Annotated in this window: 13 protein-coding genes; 6 read left to right on the forward strand and 7 right to left on the reverse strand. The window is 72.5% G+C overall.

Going from position 1 to position 17,712, the window contains the following annotated elements:
* Positions 1 to 9: 9 nt before the first annotated feature.
* The 6 genes from AZE13_RS16785 to AZE13_RS16810 all read left to right on the forward strand — a co-directional run bounded on the left by AZE13_RS16785 (position 10) and on the right by AZE13_RS16810 (position 8,021).
* Positions 10 to 2,112 carry a YfjP family GTPase gene (locus AZE13_RS16785; RefSeq protein ID WP_258527843.1) on the forward strand — a complete coding sequence of 701 codons (2,103 nt, stop codon included), beginning with the start codon at positions 10 to 12 and terminating at the stop codon, positions 2,110 to 2,112.
* Positions 2,113 to 2,398: 286 nt separating this feature from the next.
* Positions 2,399 to 2,977, forward strand: coding sequence for a single-stranded DNA-binding protein (locus tag AZE13_RS38165; protein WP_079124083.1), 579 nt, complete (start codon positions 2,399 to 2,401; stop codon positions 2,975 to 2,977).
* 368 nt (positions 2,978 to 3,345) lie between these two features.
* A complete protein-coding gene (locus AZE13_RS16795; RefSeq protein WP_079124084.1) occupies positions 3,346 to 4,749 on the forward strand; it encodes a Cys-Gln thioester bond-forming surface protein in 1,404 nt (467 codons plus the stop codon).
* A gap of 340 nt (positions 4,750 to 5,089) precedes the next feature.
* Positions 5,090 to 6,754, forward strand: a complete 1,665-nt coding sequence (gene ettA, locus AZE13_RS16800) for an energy-dependent translational throttle protein EttA (RefSeq protein WP_066931822.1) — start codon at positions 5,090 to 5,092, stop codon at positions 6,752 to 6,754.
* Between the two features lie 5 nt (positions 6,755 to 6,759).
* Positions 6,760 to 7,233 carry an acyl-CoA thioesterase gene (locus AZE13_RS16805; RefSeq protein WP_398780153.1) on the forward strand — a complete coding sequence of 158 codons (474 nt, stop codon included), beginning with the start codon at positions 6,760 to 6,762 and terminating at the stop codon, positions 7,231 to 7,233.
* A complete protein-coding gene (locus AZE13_RS16810; protein WP_066931824.1) occupies positions 7,230 to 8,021 on the forward strand; it encodes a hypothetical protein in 792 nt (263 codons plus the stop codon). Before AZE13_RS16805 ends, AZE13_RS16810 begins: the two co-directional genes overlap by 4 nt.
* 71 nt (positions 8,022 to 8,092) lie before the next feature.
* Here the strand turns inward: AZE13_RS16810 and AZE13_RS16815 are convergent, their stop codons facing one another.
* The 7 genes from AZE13_RS16815 to AZE13_RS16845 all read right to left on the reverse strand — a co-directional run bounded on the left by AZE13_RS16815 (position 8,093) and on the right by AZE13_RS16845 (position 17,694).
* A complete protein-coding gene (locus AZE13_RS16815) occupies positions 8,093 to 8,497 on the reverse strand; it encodes a globin (RefSeq protein ID WP_066931826.1) in 405 nt (134 codons plus the stop codon).
* A gap of 187 nt (positions 8,498 to 8,684) precedes the next feature.
* Positions 8,685 to 9,908, reverse strand: a complete 1,224-nt coding sequence (locus AZE13_RS16820) for an FHA domain-containing protein (RefSeq protein WP_309302200.1) — start codon at positions 9,906 to 9,908, stop codon at positions 8,685 to 8,687.
* 454 nt (positions 9,909 to 10,362) lie between these two features.
* Positions 10,363 to 10,563 (reverse strand): hypothetical protein, encoded by a 201-nt coding sequence (locus tag AZE13_RS39270; RefSeq protein WP_398780154.1) that lies wholly within the window; start codon positions 10,561 to 10,563, stop codon positions 10,363 to 10,365.
* Between the two features lie 46 nt (positions 10,564 to 10,609).
* Positions 10,610 to 11,872: a PP2C family protein-serine/threonine phosphatase gene (locus tag AZE13_RS16825; RefSeq protein WP_398780155.1), complete on the reverse strand. Its 1,263-nt coding sequence runs from the start codon at positions 11,870 to 11,872 to the stop codon at positions 10,610 to 10,612.
* Between the two features lie 439 nt (positions 11,873 to 12,311).
* Positions 12,312 to 15,056: a serine/threonine-protein kinase gene (locus AZE13_RS16830; protein WP_079124085.1), complete on the reverse strand. Its 2,745-nt coding sequence runs from the start codon at positions 15,054 to 15,056 to the stop codon at positions 12,312 to 12,314.
* Entirely contained in the window at positions 15,053 to 16,405 is a 1,353-nt protein-coding gene (locus AZE13_RS16840; protein ID WP_066931832.1) for a hypothetical protein, read from the reverse strand. The genes AZE13_RS16830 and AZE13_RS16840 overlap by 4 nt, the downstream gene beginning before the upstream one ends.
* Before the next feature lie 272 nt (positions 16,406 to 16,677).
* Complete coding sequence (locus AZE13_RS16845; RefSeq protein ID WP_398780156.1) at positions 16,678 to 17,694, reverse strand: glutamate ABC transporter substrate-binding protein; 1,017 nt, start codon at positions 17,692 to 17,694, stop codon at positions 16,678 to 16,680.
* Positions 17,695 to 17,712: the final 18 nt, after the last annotated feature.

Here is a 17,712-nt window from a genome sequence, read left to right on the forward strand (position 1 = left end):
AGGGCTGGGGTGGCGGCGGAGGGCGCGTCGGGGGGTGAGGGAGCGGGGGGCGAGTCGTGGGTCGCGTCATGCGCCGAGTCATGGATCGAGCCGCAGGAGAGGCCGCGCGTCGATCTCCGTACCGGATCGGGCGATTCACGTACTGGATCGCGGGGGCGGTCGGTCGTCGCTGCCTCCTGTGCCGCCGTCCGCACCGGTTCGCCGGCTGGATCTTCGTATGCCGGATCACGTGGCGCATCGTGCGAGAGGGCGTACGCCGATGCCGAGGCGGTGATTCAGCCGCGGGTGCCGGCGGATGGGGCGGGCGGGGCGGATAGCGCGGGCGGGGCAGGGCTGGGGGAAGTGGAATCGGAGGGGCTGGAGAGTGGGGGAGATGTGAGGGGGGCGTGGGGTGGGGGAGATGCGAGGAGCGTGTGGGGTGCGTGGGGCGGGGGCGCGGTGGGGTATCGGTGGGTCGCGGACGGGGGACGGCCCGCCCTGGGCGGGCGGCTGCGCGAGCGGCTGGAGGCGTTGCGGGAGCTGCTCGCGCTGTCCCGGAGCCGGCTGGACGGGCGGACGCTGGAGGCGGCGGGGCGGGTGCTGGAGGTGGCCGACGAGCGGTACCGGCTCTCCGGTGAGCACACCGTCGTCGCTATCGCGGGGGCCACCGGCAGCGGTAAGTCGTCGTTGTTCAACGCGCTGGCCGGGGCGAATCGTTCCCAGGTGGGGCCGCGGCGGCCGACGACCGCTGAGCCGGTGGCCTGTGTGTGGCCGGGCGGCAGGCCGGGCGCGGAGGGACTGCTGCACCGGCTGGGGGTGCCCGCGCACCGTCGGCACGTCCCGGCGGACAGCGGCTCCGAGCTGCGCGGCCTCGTGCTGATCGACCTGCCCGACCACGACTCCTCGGCCACCGAGCACCGTGCGCAGGTGGACCGGATGCTGGAGCTGGTGGACGCGGTGATCTGGGTGGTGGATCCGGAGAAGTACGCGGATGCGGTGCTGCACGAGCGGTATCTGCGGCCGATGGCGGGCTACGCCGAGGTGATGTTCGTCGTCCTCAACCAGGCGGACCGGCTGCCCGGGGACGCCGCCGACCAGGTGGTGGACGATCTGCGGCGGCTCCTGGACGAGGACGGGCTGGCGCTCGGCGAGCACGGGGAGCCGGGGGCGGCGGTGTTCGCGCTGTCCGCGGCGACCGGCCGGGGAGTGGCGGAACTGCGGGAGGCGCTCGGCGGGTTCGTCGCGGAGCGGGGCGCGGCGGACCGGCGCCTGGCGGCGGATGTGGATGCGGCGGCCGAGCGGCTGCGGTCCGTGTATGTGGCGCGGAGCGGGGTGGGGCTGACGGAACGGGCCCGGGAGGAGTTCGATGACCAGTTGGCCGAGGCGGTGGGGGCGGCGGCCACCGGGCGCGCGGCGGAGCGGGACTGGCTGCGGCACGCGGAGCGGGCGTGCGGGTCGCCATGGGTGCGGATGCGCATGCGGGGGCGGCGGGAGCGGCAGGGGAGTACGGGCGGTGTGGAGGGCGAGGAGGCCGGTGCGGTGCGGCGCGGTGCGGAGGGGGGCCGTACGGGGCCGGGGGAATCCGCGGCCGATGGCCGGGTGGCGGCGCGGCCGGTGGTGGAGCAGGCCGTACGGGCCGTGTCGGGTGAGGCGGCGCGTGGGCTGCCGGCGCCCTGGGCGTTGGCGGTGCGCGAGGCGGCGGAGCGCGGTGCGCGCGGGCTGCCCGAAGCGCTGGACGGGGTGGCGGACGAGGTCGAGGAGTCGCTGCGGGGCGGGCCGGCGGTGAAGCCATGGTGGTGGACGGTGGCCGCCAGCCTGCAGGTGCTGATGTCCGCGCTTCAAGTCTTCGGAGTGCTGTGGCTGTTGGGTGCGGTCACCGGGGTGGGGGGTGCGGTGGCCTGGGTCTCCGGGCTGCTGTCCGCGGTCGTCGGATCGGTGGGCGGGCCGGTGCTGGCGTGGCTGTGCCGGGTGGTGGCGCGCGGTCCCGCCAGGCGTTACGGGCAGGATGCCGAGCGGCGGTTGCGGAGTGCGGTGGCGGGGCGTGGGCGGGCTCATGTGCTGGAGCCGGTCGCTGCCGAGCTGTTGCGCTATCGCGAAGTGCGGGAGCAGTACGCGGTGGCGTCGGGCGGGTGACCGTTCCACGGTCGGGCGGGTGACCGTTCCACGGGAGTTCCCGGAAATTCCTGGGAGTGCCCGGAAGCGCCCGGAAGTTCCGGGAAGTTCCGGGAAGTTACTGGGATGTTGCGCTGTGGGACCGCTGCGAAATCATCCTGGAATCACTCAGCCGAGTGGCCGGGTTATCCACAGTCGGCCGCTCGTCCACAGGCCTCCGCAGCGGCGGCCGGATGTGAGGAACATGGGGTCGACGCAGCGCGAGCGGTAAAGGGCCGGTGCGCGGAACGCGGGGGAGGCGTGTGCGGTGAACGACACGATGGTGACGCTGGTGGGGAATGCCGCTACGGCGGTGGAACACCGGCTGACGGGGGCGGGTGTGACGGTGGCCAGGTTCCGGCTCGCGGCGACGTCCCGGCGGTGGAACAAGGTCCAGGAGCGCTGGACCGACGGGGAGACGAGTTTCTACACGGTCCGGTCGTGGCGCGGGCTCGCGGACAACGTCGCCGCTTCGGTGGCGGTGGGGGAACCACTTGTGGTGCAGGGGCGGTTGCGGCTGAGGGAGGGGGAGCAGGCTCCCGAACGGGGTGGTCGGCGCTGGTTCTCGGCCGAGGTCGACGCCGTCGCGATCGGCCACGACCTCTCGCGCGGCACCGCGGCGTTCCGCAGAGCGACGAGGACGGCCCGCATGGGAGCAGACGTTGCCGTGCAGCCGCAGCCGCAGCCGCAGCCGCAGCCGCAGCTATCGGACGCCTCAGAACCGTCAGCAGAGCCGTCAGAACTGTCAGCAGAACCGTCAGAGCTGTCAGAACTTCCACCTCGCACCGGCCCTTTGGCTCTCGGGCGGGTGCCGGGCGAAGTACCCGGACCGGCACTGACAAGGTGATGGGTGAGGTGCAGGGCGGGGCAAGGCGGATGGTCGGGGGTGAGCGGACGGATGGCGTCCAGGTGATCCGGAGTGATTCACCCCAGAAGGTGGCAGTGTCCTGAAAAGTCCCTGGAGATTTGTCGATAAGGCCAGGTCAAAGTGCCCATGTTCGGTAACGATTGCGATTCGGATCGCTTATGGGAGGGCATTGGTGGGGACCCTGAGGCGCCTGCTTCATAGGATCACCAGCAGCACTCACGGGGGCTCACGGGGATTGACGTTGGCTCATGAGGGCCGAAAAACAACAACGTCCAGCTGTTGAGTTCTTTGGGATCTTTCGGCGAGGCACCGTCCCCACTCGACCGCCTCGCCCAGAGGGGAAATTCATGCTTTCGATGAAGGGGCGGGGCGCAGCCCGCCTTGCCGCCGCGGTGGTGGCCTCGGGCCTCATCGCGGCCGGCGCGATAGCCACCGCGGGGACCGCAGTGGCGGATGAGAACACCCCGGCGCAAGGGGGTGCCACTGCCACGCTCGGTGGACTGAAGACCTTCGACCAGGCGGTCGTGCACGGTGAGGGTGGAGAGCAGCGCATCGGCGCGGGGCTCTTCGAGATGTCGGTGGACAACGGCGGCACGCTCCAGACGTACTGCATCGACATCCACAACCCGACGCAGCAGCAGGCGCGGTACCAGGAAGTGCCGTGGAGCGCCTCGTCGCTGCACAACAACACGGACGCCGGCAAGATCCGCTGGATCCTGCAGAACTCCTACCCCCAGGTGAACGACCTCGCTGCGCTGGCCACCAAGGCCGGGGCGGGCAACCTCACCGAGAAGACCGCCGCGGCTGGTACCCAGGTCGCGATCTGGCGCTTCTCCGACCACGTCAAGGTCGACGCGCTCGACCCGGCGGCCGAGAAGCTCGCGGACTACCTCGAGAAGAACGCCAAGAGCGTGGCCGAGCCCAAGGCTTCGCTGAAGCTGGACCCGTCGGCCGTCTCCGGCAAGTCCGGCAGCAAGCTCGGTCCGGTCACCGTGCACACCAACGCCGACAGCGCGACGGTCTCCCCGGCCGCCGGTGCGCCGGCCGGCGTGAAGGTCGTCGGCAAGGACGGCAAGCCGGTCACCAGCGCGACCGACGGCACCCAGCTGTTCTTCGACGTGCCGAAGGGCGCCGCGGACGGCAGCACCTCGCTGACGGTGCAGGCCGCCACCAAGGTCCCGGTCGGCCGTGCCTTCACCGGTATCGGCCAGCACGCCAAGAGCCAGACCCAGATCCTGGCCGGCTCCAGCGAGTCCACGGTCTCCGCGGCCGCCACGGCCTCCTGGAAGAAGCAGGGCGCCATTCCGGCGATCACCGCGGACAAGAACTGCGCCAAGGGCGGCGTGGACGTGACGGCCAGCAACAAGGGCGATGAGGCGTTCCGCTTCCAGCTGTCCGGCAAGGACTACGAGGTCGCGCCGGGCGCGTCGAAGACCGTGACCGTTCCGGTGGCCGAGGACCAGGCGTACGAGATCACGATCAAGGGCGCGGGCGGCTTCAAGAAGACCTTCACCGGCGTGCTGGACTGCAAGACCGCCGGCAGCGGTGGCGCCAAGCCCACCCCCCAGCCCAGCAGCCCGGCAGCCTCGGTCGGCGGCAGCACCGGTGGCGGCCACGGCACCGACCTCGCCGAGACCGGTGCCAGCAGCTCCACGCCGATGATCGCAGGCATCGCGGTCGGCCTCGTCGCGGTCGGCGGCGCGGCGGTCTTCTTCCTCCGTAAGAAGAAGACGGGCACCCAGGCTCAGTAAGTAACGGGCACCCAGGCCCGGTAACCGCGGTCGGCGCAGGCCGGCGGCGTCCGGCGGCACCTGCCCGCCCGTGACCTTCGGCGACCTCCCCGTCGCCGAAGGTCACCGCAGGCCGCCCGGCCGGTGATCGGGTGGCCGTAGAGGGAACATCCTGCGGCCCCGGAGCGTTGATTCGCTCCGGGGCCGCTGGCATCCACCCCTTGGCACCCGTTTTCTCCGAGGGCCGGCCGTACGGCAAGATGGGGTGTATCTGCCTCCTCCCATGGCCCCGGCGACGCCCGGTCCTGGGGCGGTGCCGCACACAGACTCTGATCGATCCCAATCTGCCGGACGGTTTCTCTTGGCTGAGTACATCTACACGATGCGCAAGGCGCGCAAGGCGCACGGCGACAAGGTCATCCTTGATGACGTGACGCTGAGCTTCCTGCCGGGCGCGAAGATCGGTGTCGTGGGTCCCAACGGTGCCGGTAAGTCCACGGTGCTGAAGATCATGGCCGGTCTCGAGCAGCCGTCGAACGGTGACGCGTTCCTGTCGCCCGGCTACACCGTCGGCATGCTCCTGCAGGAGCCGCCGCTGGACGAGTCGAAGACGGTGCTGGAGAACGTCCAGGACGGCGCCAAGGAGGTCATGGGGAAGCTCAAGCGCTTCAACGAGGTCGCCGAGCTGATGGCGACCGACTACTCCGACGCGCTCATGGAGGAGATGGGCAAGCTCCAGGAGGACCTGGACCACGCCAACGCGTGGGACCTGGACACCCAGCTGGAGCAGGCCATGGACGCGCTCGGCTGCCCGCCCGGCGACTGGCCGGTCACCACCCTCTCCGGTGGTGAGCGCCGCCGCGTCGCGCTGTGCAAGCTGCTGCTGGAGGCCCCCGACCTGCTGCTGCTCGACGAGCCCACCAACCACCTGGACGCCGAGTCCGTGCAGTGGCTGGAGCAGCACCTCGCGAAGTACCCCGGCACCGTTGTCGCCGTCACCCACGACCGGTACTTCCTCGACAACGTGGCCCAGTGGATCCTGGAGCTGGACCGCGGCCGCGCCCACCCGTACGAGGGCAACTACTCCACCTACCTCGACACCAAGGCCACCCGTCTCAAGGTCGAGGGCCAGAAGGACGCCAAGCGCGCCAAGCGTCTCAAGGAAGAGCTGGAGTGGGTGCGCTCCAACGCCAAGGGACGGCAGGCCAAGTCCAAGGCCCGTCTGGCGCGTTACGAGGAGATGGCCGCCGAGGCCGAGAAGACCCGGAAGCTGGACTTCGAAGAGATCCAGATCCCGCCGGGCCCGCGCCTGGGCAATGTCGTCGTCGAGGTCAACAACCTCAACAAGGCCTTCGGCGAGAAGGTCCTGATCGACGACCTGAGCTTCACACTGCCGCGCAACGGCATCGTGGGCGTCATCGGCCCCAACGGCGCCGGTAAGACCACCCTGTTCAAGATGCTCCAGGGCCTGGAGACCCCGGACTCCGGCACCATCAAGGTCGGTGAGACCGTCAAGATCTCCTACGTCGACCAGAGCCGCGAGAACATCGACCCCAAGAAGACCCTGTGGGCCGTGGTCTCCGACGAGCTGGACTACATCAACGTCGGCCAGGTCGAGATGCCCTCGCGGGCGTACGTCTCCGCGTTCGGCTTCAAGGGCCCGGACCAGCAGAAGCCGGCGGGTGTCCTGTCCGGTGGTGAGCGCAACCGGCTGAACCTCGCGCTCACCCTGAAGCAGGGCGGCAACCTGCTCCTCCTCGACGAGCCGACCAACGACCTCGACGTCGAAACTCTGTCGTCGCTGGAGAACGCGCTGCTGGAGTTCCCCGGCTGCGCCGTGGTCGTCTCCCACGACCGCTGGTTCCTCGACCGCATCGCCACACACATCCTGGCGTACGAGGGCGAGTCCAAGTGGTTCTGGTTCGAGGGCAACTTCGAGTCGTACGAGAAGAACAAGGTCGAGCGGCTCGGCGTGGAAGCCGCCCGCCCGCACCGCGCCACGTACAAGAAGCTCACCCGGGGCTGACCGCCGTGCGGCACTTCTACTCCTGCCCCCTGCGCTGGTCGGACATGGACGCCTTCGGCCATGTCAACAACGCGGTGTTCGTCCGCTACCTCGAAGAGGCACGGATCGACTTCATGCGGCGTCTGGCGCCGGGGGACGGGAGCCCGGCGTTCTCGGGCGGCTCGGTCGTCGCCCGGCACGAGATCGACTACGTGCGCCAGCTGGTGCACCGGCACGCCCCGGTGACCGTCGAGCTGTGGGTGACGAAGATCAGTGCCGCGTCGATGACCGTGGCCTACGAGGTGAAGGACGAGGACACGCTCTATCTGAGAGCCTCGACCGTCGTCGTGCCGTTCGACTTCGCCGAGGAGCGTCCGCGCCGCCTCACCGCGGAGGAGAAGGCGATCCTCAAGAAGTACCTGGACGGCCAGGAAGAGCCGGACGGCCGGGAACGTTCCGGCGACCAGGAGTCGTTCGAGGAGGGAACCGTCGCGGTATGACGGTGCTGCGCCTGGCCGATGCGGGGGAGGCGGCGGACCTCGCCGCCTTCCTCGCCCGGCTGATCCACTACGACCGGGCCGCGGTCGTGCGCCTGCAGGCCGGCGGCGGCGTACTCGCCGTCTTCGGCCGCCCGCCGTCCTTCGAGGTGCTGGCCATCCGCACGGTCCGGCTCGCCGGGGATCACACCCTCGACACCACCGTCTCGGCCGGTGAACTCCTCGACGGCATCGACGAGCCGGTGGCGACGCTCACCGTTCCCGCCGGTGTCACGGGACCGCCCTGGACCGGTGTGCTGCCGCCGCGCGGCGGCTGGCAGCGGTTGCCGGGGCTGCCGGCGCCCGAGGCGCTGGTACGCGCGGTGGCCGCCGCGGTCGCCGAATTCCGCGCCCGGGCCGAGGCGTTGCCGCCCCAGCACCGCACCCGCGCCGAGCGCGACCGTATCGGCCGGGAGATCTGGTCGCGCAGCCTCGGTGACACCCACCTCCCGCTGCGCGCCGCGCACGCCGCCCAGTCGCTGGGCTTCCTCCGCCCGGCCCGGACCGGCGCGCTCGCCGGCGGCCGTACCGCGAACGGAACCGAGGCCCCGAGTTCCCAGGTTCCGGGTTCCCAGGCCCGGAGTTCCCAGACCCCGGGTTCCCAGGTTCCGGGTACGCGGCCTCAGCAGCTGAGTCTGCTGTCCGCGGCCGGGTGGCTGCGGCTGAGCACCCCGTACGGATCGATCGCCGTGCGGACCGGGGACCCGGCCGGGCTCACGGGGCTGTCGGGGCTCACGGTCACACCGGTCTGAGGCACGAGCGCGGCGGTGAGGTGACGGGAGTCACGGGGGCAGCAGGATTTCCGCGTGGCGTCAGGGGTTCGTCAGTCCGCGGTGTTGATCATTGAGGCGGCGGCGTAGGTGAGGTAGTTCCACAGCTGCGTCTCGTGTTCCTCGGACAGGCCGAGGGAGTCCACTGCGTCCCGCATATGGCGCAGCCAGGCATCGTGGGCGGCCCGGTCGACGGTGAACGGGGCGTGCCGCATCCGCAGCCGGGGGTGCCCGCGGCCGTCGCTGTACGTACGGGGTCCGCCCCAGTACTGCATGAGGAAGAGGGCGAGCCGTTCCTCGGCCGGCCCCAGGTCCTCCTCCGGGTACATCGGCCGCAGCAGCGGGTCCTCGGCGACTCCCTGGTAGAAGCGGTGCACCAGGCGCCGGAAGGTCGCCTCGCCGCCGACCTGCTCGTAGAAGGTCTGCTCCTGAAGTGTGCCGCGCGGAATCTTGTTCACCCGTCCATGGTGGCAGACGCCCCGGGCTAGGACTTCGGTCGTAGGGCGGCCGGTGCGGGCGGGTGCGAAGCGGTGCGGGCCGGCGCGCACGACGAACGAACGGGGCGCGATCAGCCGATCACGCCCCGTTCGCCCTCCGTTGTCCGCCCGTTGATCGTCCGATGCCGTCCGAATGCCGTCCGGCGGGTCAGCCGCGGCGGAGGGTGAGCGTCGTCCAGGCGCCGACGTGCACCCGGTCTCCCTCATGGAGCGGCACCGGTACGTACGGCTGGACCGGCTCCTCGGCGAGGTTGATCGTCGTGCCGTTGGTGGAGTTCTGGTCCACCACCGCCCAGCTGCCGTCCTGCTGCTGCACCAGCAACGCGTGCTGATGCGAGACGCCCGGATCCTCCGGCGTGCTGCCCAGGTCGATGTCCGGGGATTCGCCGGTGCTGTTGCGGCGGCGGCCGACCGAGAGCTGGCCGTTGGAGAGTGGGAGCACCTGCTCGGGGGAGTACGCGGGCAGGTTGAGGCCCGCCGCCTCCGGGCCGCTGCGGCCCATCATCGCCATGAAGTACTCACGGTCCGGCGCGATCGCCACCACCCAGCCGTCACCGACGACCGGCGCCGGACCCTGCGGCGGTGCCACGGGGCCGGGGCCCTGGCCGGGGCCGCCGTTCCACTGCTGGTCCGGTCCGGGTGCCTGCTGCGGCGGCAGCTGCTGCTCGAACGGGGCCTGCGGCGGCTGTGGTTCGTACGGGGCTTGCGGCTGCGGCGGGAACGGCGCGGTCGGCTGCTGCTCGAACGGGGCCTGCGGGCCGGGGCCCGGCTGCGGCGGTGCCATCGGCGCGGGTCCGGCCTGGGCGGCGCCGGGAGGCATATGGTCGGCCGGCGGCGGTCCGGGCTGGGCGGCCGGCGGGCTCAGCGGCCAGTCGTCGCCGCTCTGCTGCTGTGGCGGCGGGGCGGGCTGACCGGCCGGGCCGGGGCCGGGCATACCGGGCGGCGGTCCTGGGTGGCCGGGGAACCCACCGGGTCCGGGCTGGCCGGGGCCGCTGGGGCCGGGCATGCCCTGGTGCGGGGGTGGGGTCTGGGCCGGGCCGGGGCCGGGGGTGCCCGGGCCGGGTGCGGGTGGCGGGAAGCCGTAGCCGCTCTGGCCGCCGTGGGTGTCGGGGCCGGGCATGCCCTGTGGTGGGGTGGGGGCCGGGGGTTGGCCGGGGCCCGGTGCGGGTGGCGGGAAACCGTAGCCGCCCTGGACACCGGGCGTGCCCTGGCCGCCCTGTGAAGAGGGGCCGCCGGGGCTGGGTGTACCGGGGAAGGAGCCGGGCTGCTGGTCGGGGCCGGGGCCGGGGCCGGGACCGGGGCTGCCTGGTCCGGGTGCGGGGGGTGGGAAGCCGTAGCCGCTCTGGCCGCCGTGGGTGTCGGGGCCGGGCATGCCCTGTGGTGGCGTGGGGGCCGGGGGTTGGCCGGGGCCCGGTGCGGGCGGCGGGAAGCCGTAGCCGCCCTGGCCGCCCGGTCCGGGCTGAGCGTCAGGTGCGCCGGGCGGGGGCCCGCCGGGCGGCGGCCCGGCCTGTCCCGGGGGCGGGCCGGGCTGAGCGGGACCGGTCGGCTGCCCCGCCGGCGGTGTGTTCAGGAAGCCGGCAGGCAGGGAAGGCGGCGGGGGGACAGCACCCGCCATCCGCTGGCCGCACACCTCGCACCAGTCTTCGGCCACCGACTGATGGCCGTTCGGGCAGGTCGGCATGTCGGATCTTCCCCCTCCGTACCGTTCTCTCTCAGGCACTGCTTGGCTTCGGCATTGCTCGGTACTGATTGTGTCGGTACTGATTGTGGTTCGTTGTGGCTATTGCTTTACGTGTTTTACGCGAATGGTGTGCGCCGAGCGCGTCTCAAGAGTCATCTCGTCGGCCTCGGCGCCCTGTGTCGCCAGTCGCCAGTCGCACAGTACCGGTCGCCGCATCGGCGACGCCCACCACCTTCGCAAGGAGTTTCGTACTCTCCGTGTTCCCCGGCCCGTCCGGTGAGCGGACGGGCCGGACCGGATTCCCCCTCGCGCGGTCGGCATCACCCGACTTACGGGTATCCAGCACTTGCTGGGTGGTTTGTACTTGTTCGACTCGTCCGCATGCGGTCCGGTCAGGATGCGCCGTGGGGCGATCCTGCCCCCGTCGACGGCGCGGGGAACGGCACCACCGCCACCGTTACGTTGTCGTGCCCGCCGCCGTCGAGAGCGTGGGCGACCAGCGCCCGGGCGGCGTCCAGCGGCCGGACGGGGGCGTCGTACGGCAGCGCCGCGGCCATCCGCTCGGCGGTTTCGGCGTAGTTCCACAGCCCGTCCGTGCACACCACCACGACACCGGGACCGTCGGGTTTGAACGTCGCGGTGTGCGGTTCCACCTCGTACGCGTCGGCGCCGAGCCAGCCGGTGATGGCGTGCGCCCGCTGATCGGCGTTCGCCTCCGCCTCGGACATCAGGTTGTTGGCGACCATCTGGGCGGCCCAGGAGTCGTCCTCGGTGAGCCGTACGGGCGGCGCCGTACGGTCGTCGGGGATCCAGTAGGCGCGGCTGTCGCCGACCCAGCCGACCGTGAGCAGCCCGCCGCCGACCACCACGCCGACGAATGTGCAGGCCGGGGCGTTCTGCTGATGGTGCTCGTGATGCGCCAGGGAAGGGTCGGCGGCCAGCGCGTCGACCGTGGCGGAGGCCACCAGGACGGCCTCGTGCATGGCCTGCTGGGGGTGGATGCCGCGCGGCAGCGAGGCCAGCAGCGCCTCGCCCGCGGCCTCCGACGCCACCATGGACGCCTCGTCCGGACGGGTCGCCGACGAGACGCCGTCACAGACCACCGCGGCCACGGCGGGCGAACCATCGGGCAGCGCGGTGGCCCGGAGGGCGAAGAAGTCCTCGTTGCGGTGGTGGCGGTGGCCCCGGTCGCTGACCGCCGCGATCCCCGCCAACTCGCGCTCCAGGTGGTCGCGTTCGCGGGGCCGGGCGTGGCCGCACCGGTCGCAGTATCCATGGGGGTCCACGGCGCCGGAGTGGCAGACGGCGCAGACCGGGGAATTCCGGGCGAGCCGGCTGAGGGCGCTCCGGGCGGGAGCGCGGTGGGCCGGGCTGCCCTGGGGCGGGGTGCCGTGGGCCGGGGTGCCGTGGGTGGGGGTACGGGACCCCTCGGGGGCCGCGGCCGGATCCTCGGCCTCCGGCGTGGCACGGGCAGCCGCTCCGATCGCGGCGTCGGCGGTCGGTTCGTACCCGGCGACGCGGGGATCGAGCGCGTACCTGGGGACACGGGGGTCGATGGGCGGCGGCGCCGACCGCTCCGGTGCCGCGGGGCCGGACGGTGCGGGGGCGTCCCCGTACGGGAGGCGGGTCTGCGGATCCGGAGGCGGCGGCCCCACGGGACCGGCTGGCCCGGATGCGTAGGTCGCCCCGGCCGGCCAGGTGGGGGTGTTCGGTACGGAGGAGGCCAGGGGAGGCGCCGGCGTGACCGGTGCCCTGGACGGCAGCGGCGGTACCGGCGGCGCGGCAGGCGCTCCGTACGCCGCTGGTGCGGCGGGACTGTACGCGGTGGGTGTGGCAGGGCCGTACGCGGCTGGTGTGGCAGGGCTGTACGGCGAGGGTGCGGCAGGACCGTACGGTGGCGGCGCGGCAGAACCGTATGGCGGGCTGTACGGCGGCGGTGTGCCAGGCCGGTACGGCGGCGCTGCGGCGGGACGACCGTACGCCGGCGGTGCGGTCGGCATCAGCAGCGCGGTGCCGCACCGGCCGCAGAACTTGTCCTCCGCGTCGAGCGGTTCACCACACCCGGAACACCGGACCGGCCCCGTCACACCCATGTCACACCCACGTCCTGGGGCGGAAGCGGTTGGCCCGTTCCACCAGCTCGATCCTTCTGTCGCCACGCTGCGCCAGCCGCGCCAGCAGCCGGTACGAGCGCTCCAGGCCGAACCGCAGGCCGCGCTCGTCCAGTGGGCAGCCGAGCAGCGCTGGCCGCTCGTCCGCGGCTGCTTCGTTCTGCGTTCCGTTCCCCGATCCGTTCTGCGTTCCGTTCTGCGATCCGTGCTCCGGTTCGGTCTCCGGGACGCCGCTGTGGCTCCCGGAGAGTACCCAGTCCAGGGCGGTGCCCAGTACTTCGGTGGTGAGCTGTTCCCGGCGCTCGGCATCCAGGCCGAAGTCGGCGAGGGCCTCGACCTGTTCGGCGGCGGCCCGCAGGTCAGGCAGCAGCGCATCGCCCGGCGCGCGCTGCCGCAGCCGGGCGCGGACCGCCGCGATCCGCGCCGCGGTGTAGTGGATCGATGCCTCCGGTACGGACTCCAGCGCCTCGACCGCGCCCGTACGGTCGCCCGCCGCCAGCCGCACCCGGGCCAGCCCGAACGCGGCGCTGACATAGCCGCGGTCGGTCGTCCACACCAGTCGGTAGTACTCCTCCGCGCTGTCCGACCGGCCCAGCAGCTCGGCGCAGATGCCCAGGGCCAGCTTGGGCGCCGGCTCGCCGGGGAAGGCGTCGTAGACCGCGTCGAAGGCCGGTGCGGCGTCCTCGACGTCCCCGGTGGCGAGCGTCACCAGACCGCCGTGCCATACCACCCGCCAGTCGGCGCCCCACTTCCCGGCGCCGTCCCGCGCCGCGGCCGTCCACGGCTCGGCGGGCTCCGCCGCGATCGCCTCCAGCACGGACCGGGCCGCCGCGCCGTCGCCGGTCTCCAGATGGGCGCGCAGCTCCCGCAGCCGGACTTCCAGGGACGTGGTGGGCGCGGAGCGCAGCGCGGCGAGCAGTTCGGCCGGGGCGGCGGTCAGCGGACCGGCGAGCAGACCGGCGTTCGGATCGTCCGGATCCACCCGTGGCACCGGAAGCGCGAGGGCAGCGGCCGCGACATCCAGGGGGCGCGGTACCGGACCGCCGTGCTCCGCTCGCTCGGAGTGCGCCGCCCGTTCGGAGTGCGCTGCCTGCTCGGAGAGTGCTGCGCGCTCGGAGTGCTCTGTGCGCTCCGCGTACGCGGCACGCGCCCCCAGGAGCGAACTGTCCCCGTCCTGCGGGGCCATCACCTCGGTGTCCACGGCGCGCAGCTCCGGTCCGAAGAGCTTCGACAGCGCCGGCCGCGGCTCGCCCGACTGGAGCGCCACCACCTCCCTCAGCACGCCCGTCAGCTGCTCGGCCATCTCCTCCGCGGACCCGAACCGGCGCTCCCGGTCCGGGTCCGTGGCGCGCACCAGCAGCCGGTGGAACGACTCGTAGGTACGGAACACCCGGATGTGGTCGGGATCGGGCAGGGAGTCCGCGAAGACGGTGGTATAGCCCTGGAAGTCGAAGGTGAGGACGGCGAGCGTGCGGGCGACCGTGTACAGATCGGACGCCACCGACGCGCCCAGCTCGGCGATCTCCGGTGCCTGATAGCCGATCGTGCCGTAGACCGGGCTCTGGTGGTCGTCGATCCGGCGCACCGCGCCCATGTCGATCAGCTTGAGCTGGTCGTGCTGCTGGATGGCGTTGTCGACCTTGAAGTCGCAGTACAGGAAGCCCCGGCTGTGCAGATGGCCGAGCGCCTCCAGGGCCTCGATACCGTACGCGCAGGCCTGCTCGACCGGCAGCGGATCACGCCTCCCCTGGGGCGTACGACGGCCGTTGGCTATCTCCTTCAACGACATGCCGCCGACGTACTCCATGACGATATAGCCGTCGAGGCTGCCCGTGGCCCGGTCGAGATGTTCCACGAAGTTGTAGATCCGCACGATGTTGGCGTGCTCGATCTCGGCGAGGAAGCGGCGCTCGGACATCGCCACCGAGAGCGCCTCCTCGTCGCCGGTGTCCAGCAGCCCCTTGAGGACCACCCACCGGTCGGAGACCGCGCGGTCGATCGCCAGATAGATCCAGCCGAGCCCGCCGTGCGCCAGACAGCCGACGACCTCGTACTGGCCGTGCACCATCTCACCGGGCCACAGCTTGGGCACAAAGCTGTAGGGATGGCCGCACTTGGTGCAGAACCCTTCCGTCCGGCCCGCCCGCCCACCGCGCGAACGGCCCACCGGCGCACCGCAGTCCGCGCGGCTGCAGAACCTCTTGCGCTCCGGGACCTCCGGGTGCTCCAGCACCGCCGTCCGCGGATCGGGCCGCGGCACCTGCGGCACCGTCACCAGACCCGCCCCCAGCCGCCCCCGCGCGGAGCCGGAGGACGAGCCGCTGCCCGCGCTGCGCACCGGCACCGCCGCCCTGGCCCCGCTGCCGGACCGCGACTGCGACCGCGACGGTCGGCCGGAGAGTGCGCGCAGGGACGGTCCCGAGCGCGTGGACGCGGGCGGCGATGAGCGTGCGGACGCCGATAAGCGTCCGGACGGTGGCGAACCGCCCGAACCGCCCGAACCGGGGCCGGGGGAGGGGACCGTCAGCAGCGCCCCGGCCGCGGCCCGGCCCGCCGCCCCGGTGAGCGCCCGGCCCGTCAGGCCGGTGGGCGGCGACGACAGCAGACCGGCCGGCGAGACCACCGGCGGCCGGCCGCACAGGTCGCAGTAGAGCTCACCGCCGCCGGCATCCTCGTACCGGCCCGTGCAGTCCCGGCGCTGGCAGCGTTCGTCGGCCCGGTCGGTCACGATGCATCCCCCTCACCCGGCGGCGGAGGCGCGGTCATCGCCTCCGCCGCGGCCTGCTGATAGCGCCATACCGCGTGCTCGGCCGCCCGCAGATCGCATGGCGCGCTCCACAGCATCCGGCGGGCCGCGTCGTACCGTTCCACCAGCAGCGGGTCCTCCGCCATGCCCTGCCGTGTCAGCTTCGCCCGGTACGCGTCCAGCCGGCCGCGCAGCTCGGCGCGTACCGCGAGCGGCGCGGTCACCGCCGTCAACGACTCGCGGGCGCGGTGGAGTTCGTCCTCGGCCCGCTCCTCCAGGCTGTCCAGCAGCGGCGAGAGGCGGTGCCACTGTGCGCGCCTGCGGTACTCCGCGGCGGTGGCCAGCTGCTCGTGCAGCGCCGTCGACGGTCCGCTGACCGCCGGGACCTCCGATGCGGCGATCTTCGCCAGCACCTCACCGCGGGCCTGCCGCGCCTCGGTCAGCGTGCGGTCGGCGCGGGAGAGCACATCGCGCAGCTGCATCAGGCGCTGCTCCGCGTCCTGCCGGACGTCCAGCACCGCCGCCACCTCCCGCCGGATGTCCTCCAGCGCCCGCGCCGCGCGGTCGTAGCGCGCGGTGTCCGGACGGCCGCCGCCGGGCGCCGAACTCCCCGTCGCCGACGACACCCAGAACGCCAGTGGATCCGCGATCACCTGATCGCGCAGCCGCCGCAGCTCACCCGTGATCCGCTCCAGGTCGTCGCCCGCCGGATGCTCACCGGGGCGTACGCCCACCGAATGCGCCAGTGAACTCGTGCGCTGCAGCTCGGCGGAGAGCAGGTCTATACGGGCGGGCAGCGCCGACCAGACCGCGTCGGCCGCGACGATCACGTCCAGCGACCGCGCGTACAGCCCGTTCATCCGCTCGACGACGTCCTCCAGGCGGTACCGCCGGCCGAGCCCGGCCGGACCGCTTGCCGAGCCGCTTCCCGGACCGCTTCCCGGGGCGTTGCCCGTCGCGGCCGGGCCCGGTACCGTCACCGACTCGCCGTGCAGCAGCCCGGTCAGCTCCGCCAGCTCCTGCGGGGACGGCCAGCGGTGCCGGGACCGCAGCTCACGCGCCGCCTCCAAGGTCGCCGCATACGCGTCGAACAGCGACCACAGGGCCGTGACGGACCGCTCCGTCTCGGCCCAGCGCTCCTTGGTGGTGCCCGACAGGTCGGCGCCCTCCAGCAGCCGGCGCCCGGCGTGGTCCTGCAGCGCCAGCAGCGACGTCTCGATCGCCTCGTACTCGGCGCCGAGCCGTGCCAGGGCGCGGTCCACCTCCTCCCGGCCCAGCACCGGGGCATCGGGACTCCCCGGAGATCCGGGGACGGGTCCAGGGACCCCCATCGATCACCTCTCCAATACGCTTACGGTGCAGGGTGTTTGCTGCTACCGAGTGGCTGCTGCGGTGTCGTTGTCGGCTCCTGCGGTCTTTCTCTTCCCCGTTCCCTCGCCCGGTCCTCCCGTTCACCGACCCTTTTGTCGGCTCGTTCGTCGTCCGGTTCGTCGTCCTCGCGCGTTCTTGCCCAGTGAACGGCACCGCCGCGCTCCATGGGGCGATCGGTCCCGTACTCCGCTCCTTGGGGCGGTCCCGTGGCGGAACGAGACCCGTCGGCGGGTCAGTCGCTGTACCCCGGCGACGGTGGTCCCGATATTCCCGGCATATCGGCCTGTAGCCAGGTGCGATAGGCCCGCATCCAGGGGCTGTCGGGGCCCCCGTCGCCCCGGTAGTCGTCCAGGACCTTGTTGACCCGTCGCACCAGATCCGTGTCGTCCTTGTTCATCGCCACGCCGTACGACTCGTCCGTGAACGGTTCCCCCTTGAGCTCCACCGTGGGGTCCTGCGCCGCCTGCGCCGCGGCCAGCGCGCTGTCCGTCACCACGGCATCCGCCGCGCCCAGCTGCAGCCGTACCAGGCAGTCGAGTTGGTTGGGCACCGTGAGCACCTCCGCACCGTGCCGCTGTGCCGTCAGCGCCGACTCCCCCGTCGAACCCGCGGCCGTGCACACCCGTTTGCCGCGCAGCGAGTCGTCGAATGCCGTGATCTTCGACGATCTGGGGGCCAGCACCTGCTGCCCGGCCTGGAAGTACGAGGTCGAGAACGCGACCTTCCGCTTGCGCGCACAGTTGATCGTCATCGTCCGGACCACCATGTCCACCGAGCGCTTCCGCAGCGCGGGTATCCGCTGGTTGGTCGGCACCGCCTTGAAGACGACCTTGGCGTCCGGTCCCAGGATGTCCTCGGCGATCGCCCGCGCCAGATCGATGTCGAAGCCCGCCAGCTTGCCCGTGGCCGGGTCGCGGTAGCCCCACCGGTAGGTGTTCTGGTCGACACCGACGACCAGTTGGCCCTTCTCCTTGATCCGGGTCACCGACGCGCCCTCGTCCGACGACGGCCGCAGGCTCTCCGCTGCGTTCCGCTCCGTGCACGTCGCCGCGGCCGGCGCGGCGCCGGGCGGGTACGCGTGGTGCGTGACCGGCGGCGACGCACGGCCGCGGCCGGCCCCCTCGCCCGCGGCGTCCCCGCCCAGCGCCGGCACCAGAACGGCCGCGGCCGCCGCCATCGCGCACATCCCCGCCGCGACCGGCGCCAGGACGGCACGCAGATTCATCAGCCCTCGCGCGCGCATCCTCATGTCCCCCTCTCCCCGCTC

The sequence above is a fragment of the Streptomyces sp. NBRC 110611 genome (assembly GCF_001590865.1).
In the GTDB taxonomy this organism is placed as follows: Bacteria; Actinomycetota; Actinomycetes; order Streptomycetales; family Streptomycetaceae; genus Streptomyces.